Here is a 4,960-nt window from a genome sequence, read left to right on the forward strand (position 1 = left end):
GTTCTCAGCGGCAAATGCCACTGAGGCCATCAAGGGAAGAAGAAGCAGCGCACCTTGTGGGTGTTTCATCTTTTGCTCCTTCATTAGTACGCTGTACTCCAACCGTAAGGCATACCTTGTGTTCCCTTACCCTTGCCCACGAGGCGTTGGCGGTAGATTTTAGAAACAGACTCACCGTCCCCCACTAACAAGGCTTTGGTAGAACACATGGCCGCACACATAGGTACTTTACCTTCTGAAATACGGTTCTGACCATAGAGGTGGCGCTCTTTTGCGGAGTTAGTCTCTTCAGGACCGCCCGCACACATGGTACATTTGTCCATGGCTCCCTTGGTACCAAAGGCACCATCGCGTGGGAACTGAGGGGCACCAAAGGGGCACGCATACAAGCAGTATCCGCATCCAATACATGTCTCTTTGTTGTGAAGCACAATGCCATCTTCTCGGATGTAAAAACAATCCACAGGGCACACTTGTGCGCATGGGGCATCGGTACAATGCATACACGCCACAGACAAGGAGAACTCTTTGCCTTCTACCCCTTCGTTAAGGGTAATCACCTTACGGCGATTGACCCCGACTGGAAGCTCATGGGCTTCCGCACATGCAACGCTACATCCGTTACACTCAATACAACGGGCTTCATCACAGTAAAATTTCATTCGTGTCATTACGCTACTCATGGCTCACCCCCTACGCTTTTTCGATGCGGCAGAGGCCGCCTTTGGTTTCGGGGATTTGAGTGATAATGTCATACCCGTAGTTAGTTACCGTACACGCACTCTCACCGACAGAGTAAGGTTTAGTGCCCTCAGGGTAACGATCACTTAAATCCTTCCCTTGGAAATGGCCCGCCCAGTGGAATGGCAAGAAGATACGATCTGGCAACAAAGAGTGCGAGAATCGCGCTTTGACTTTAATCTTCGTGCCCTCAGGTGCATGAATCCAAATCATATCGCCGTTTCGGATGCCATAATTGGCCGCCAAATCTGGGTTAAGGTCTGCATACATTTCAGGCGTTAGTTCCACAAGGTATTTTGAACCTCGGTTTTCAATCCCCGCACCGTTCATGTTAACGATACGTCCTGTAATCAAGTTAACAGGGAACTCTTTAGCAAAATCTTTACTTTGCTGTAAGCTCTCAAATTTTGTATCAACACGGTAGTGCTTCGCTCGGTCTTTAAAGGACGGATACGCTTTTGCCAAATCCGTACGTGGTGAGTGAAGTGGTTCGCGGTGCAATGGAATCTGATGCTCTAACGCTGTCCATTCCCACACGATACAACGCGCACGTGCATTTCCATAAGGCGCTACGCCCGCTTCCATACATTTTTGTGCGATGATGTTACTGGTATCCATCGCCCAACTTGGCCCCATTGCCGCTTTTTCAGCTTCCGTGAGGGTGATACCAAGAACTGCTTCGATATTGTCTTTGGTAATTTGTGGGTGACCGCCTTTGACCTTAGAACCTTTTACAGTTACGCTTGGTCCTGCCATCTGGCTCACGCCATTGTGCTCCATACCAAAGCGATTTCTAAAGCCCATACCGCCTTCCATTACAGGGACGTTTACATTGTAGAGAATAGGACTTCCAGGGTGTTTTTCTGTCCAGCACGGCCATGGAAGACCATAGTACTCGTCTTTCATAGGACCAAAACCACGCATGGAAACTTCGTCAAACATGTGCCAATTGTCTGTATGTTTTTTAGCACGCGCGGCCGTTCGACCCGAATACCCAACACTTTGAATGATGTGGGCAATCTCGTCGGTCGCATCATCTGGCCACACAAAGCTTGCTTTGCCACTGCGCAATGTCATTGCTTTGGTGTATTGCTCGTAAAAGCCCAAACGTTTTGCGAGTTCAAACAAGACTTCTTGGTCAGGTTTAGACTCATACAACGGCTCAACGACTTGATAACGCCATTGGATACTTCGGTTGGTGGCAACCACAGAACCGCTGGTTTCAAACTGGGTAGCCGCAGGTAGCAAGAACACATCGTCTTGTTTGTCTGTTAGTACAACCGCGTCGTTTGCAAACGCATCCACCACAACCAAAAGCTCAAGACCATCAAGGCCTTCTTTCACCTTGGCTTGCTGTGATGTAGAGGTGATACCATTAGCAATACATACAAGTGCTTTAAGAGGCGTGCCCGCATTGTCAATCGCGTCATTACCATCTTTGCCATCAAGGACACCTGCCCACCAACGTGAAAGGGTGAAACCAGGTTTGCTCATCATCTCTTTGGACTTGTGTTGAGAAACAAGCCATTCGTAGTCTACGCCCCAGTTTTTCGCATAGTACTTCCACACACCCTCAGCAATACCGTAGTATCCAGGTAAGCTATCAGGGAAACAACCCATGTCAGAAGAACCTTGAACGTTGTCATGGCCGCGGAGAATGTTTGTACCACCGCCCTCAATGCCCATGTTGCCAAGAGCAAGTTGGAGGATTGGAGCAATACGGGTATTTCCTGTTCCTACGGAATGTTGGGTGAGGCCCATTGCCCATACGAGAGAACCCGGTTTTGTTTTAGCGTACAAGCGGGTGATTTGCATCAACAGCTCTGCTTTAACGCCTGTGACATCTTCTACGACTTCTGGAGTCCATTTTTTGGCCTCTTCGCGAATTAAATCCATGCCATAAACGCGCTCTTCAAGATGTTTTTTATCTTCCCAGCCGTTTTCAAAGATGATATTTAACATGCCGTACATAAAGGCAATGTCTGTACCTGGTCGAATCGGTGCGTACAAGTCAGCCTTAGCCGCTGTACGTGTGTAGCGAGGATCTATAACGATAATTTTCGCATTATTACGTTCTTTTGCTTTCAAAAAGTGCTGAAAACCAACAGGGTGATTAACCGCAGGGCTTGCACCGAAAATAATAATAGCTTTAGAATTTTGCATATCTCCAAGTGAATTTGTCATAGCACCATAACCCCATGTATTCGCCACACCGGCGACTGTTGCGCTATGTCAGATTCGAGCTTGGTGATCCATGTTGTTTGTTCCGAACATGGCTGCAAATTTACGAATATAGTAAGCTTGCTCGTTGCTTACTTTTGCAGAACCAAGGAACATCACAGAATCTGGGCCGTCTTTCTTTTTAAGGTCACTCAATTTTGTTGCAATACGATCAAGTGCTACATCCCAACTGATGCGTTTCCACTGACCTTTTTCTTTTACCATAGGGTACTTAACACGGGTTTCTGCGCGCACGAGGTCAATCATCCCCGCACCTTTACAGCAGTGACCGCCAAGGCTGATAGGATGGTCTTGGGCGACTTCTTGACGTACCCACACACCATTTTGAACTTCGGCGATAACGCCACAGCCAACTGAACAAGACGAACAAATCGTCTTTACAAATTTTGAACCTGGGAATGGGTTTTTGACCTCTTCCTCGGTTGCACTTCGTGTTGCCCCGCTACTTGCAAAGCCCGACGTTGCCCCAAATGCACCCGCTACTGCGGCCATTTTCAGGAAACTACGTCGTCCGACTTTGTGTGCTAGAACACGTGTTGCGCTCTCTTGCATCGAACTCTCCTTTGATTACTTGGCAGATTGGTAATATGCTTCCCAAGCCTGCGTTTTTTTGTAAAGAATCTCTGTCTTAGAAGATTTCCCCACAACGACACCACCCGAACTGTATGCTTGCTTTCCTGAAGCGGCAACTGCTGCAACAGCAGTGACGGCACCAGCGACCGCTGCTTTTTTCAAAAAGCCACGACGTGTTTGCTCCATACAATCCTCCTTATGATGAATTTAACTTCGCGAAGAAGTTACCTTTGCTTTACATGTAAGGCAAAGGTAACCCCTTTTTGGGTTACACGCCACACTCTCCGGATTCGCAAGCGGTTGCGGCACGCTGGGCATCGCGTTTGGCTTTGTTGGCCGCACGGCGTTGCATCTCTTGTTCATCGGCCAACTCTTGCTTGGTTTTTTTAGCTTCTTTCTTGGGAAGTTTTGGCACTTCAAAATAGAGCCGTTCAAACTCCATAAAGGCGTTGAGCAAGATGGCGACATCTTTGTACGCATCGCTTTTGTCGTGGTTAAACAATCCTTCAATCACCTCGTCCACAAAAGGATTGATGACTTGCTCGAACAAACAGTGCTGAATGGTGTCGTATTCTTTGTGTCCCGCGCTGCTAAGCTCCACCAGTTCGTGCATAAAACTGAGTAAAAAAGGTAGGGTGTCTTCGTTGTCTTTAAAAGTTGCTTCGTTGCGGCGGATTTTGGTCTTGGCGATAAACCCCCGCACTTCGACCAATTTCTTACCCGCTTCAATGCCTTCCTCATAATACGAAGCTGACGTGCGAATCACTTTGCCCACAAAGGCGTGAAAAAGTGCATCGTATTCTTTGGTAAGGGCTTCTGTTCCGTGGGTGTCTAGCACCGCGAGTAACCGTTGGGCGGCAGCACCTGAATGCTCATCAAGGGGATTGGTACCAATAATCGCCAGTGCATCATCGACGCTTGCAAAGCGGTCCGCATTTGTAGAATACACAAGGAATTTGCTCAGCAACCCATAGTATAAGGCGCGCGCTTTATTGGTGGAAGTTTTATCAATCATTATTTTACCTTTACGTCCATGACGTTTGTTTGAACGCAAATGCAAAGGGTAGTGTTACGTTACCTTTGACGGCATGCACCGCATCCACTTGGTCAATGGCTGTTTACCGAATTGTAGGGACTCTTCCATTAAAGCTTACTTAATAAAAGAGCTAAAAAGTCCTATTTACGGGGCTTTTTGAGATGTTTTTCCCTATGCTTTGGTGGTAAAATTGGTGGTTAAGAGTGGTTTTCTTTTCTGTATTTTTACGGTTTTCTTTTTTTCATTTCCCCTTGGTTTCGAGAGTCTAAAAATATGCAAAATTTGCATATTTTTAGACATGGCATATCACAACTATAACAAAAACAAATTAAAATCTTTTGTTAAATTTTTCTATCTTTTTGTAACTTC

General features: G+C 46.8%; 4 protein-coding genes. All 4 read right to left on the bottom strand.

The features are described from left to right. Positions 1 to 83: 83 nt before the first annotated feature. Complete coding sequence (gene fdh3B / locus AC5SLM_RS14355; protein ID WP_495251664.1) at positions 84 to 671, bottom strand: formate dehydrogenase FDH3 subunit beta; 588 nt, start codon at positions 669 to 671, stop codon at positions 84 to 86. Between the two features lie 22 nt (positions 672 to 693). Beyond that, on the bottom strand, positions 694 to 3,534 hold the full coding sequence (locus tag AC5SLM_RS14360) for a molybdopterin-dependent oxidoreductase (RefSeq protein WP_495251661.1): 2,841 nt from the start codon (positions 3,532 to 3,534) through the stop codon (positions 694 to 696). Between the two features lie 15 nt (positions 3,535 to 3,549). Next, the gene (locus tag AC5SLM_RS14365; protein ID WP_495251662.1) at positions 3,550 to 3,741 is read right to left on the bottom strand and encodes a twin-arginine translocation signal domain-containing protein; all 192 of its coding nucleotides are present in this window, start codon (positions 3,739 to 3,741) and stop codon (positions 3,550 to 3,552) included. 82 nt (positions 3,742 to 3,823) lie between these two features. Further along, positions 3,824 to 4,570 carry a TorD/DmsD family molecular chaperone gene (locus tag AC5SLM_RS14370; RefSeq protein WP_495251663.1) on the bottom strand — a complete coding sequence of 249 codons (747 nt, stop codon included), beginning with the start codon at positions 4,568 to 4,570 and terminating at the stop codon, positions 3,824 to 3,826. Positions 4,571 to 4,960: the final 390 nt, after the last annotated feature.

The organism is Sulfurospirillum sp. HTRB-L1 (assembly GCF_059415125.1).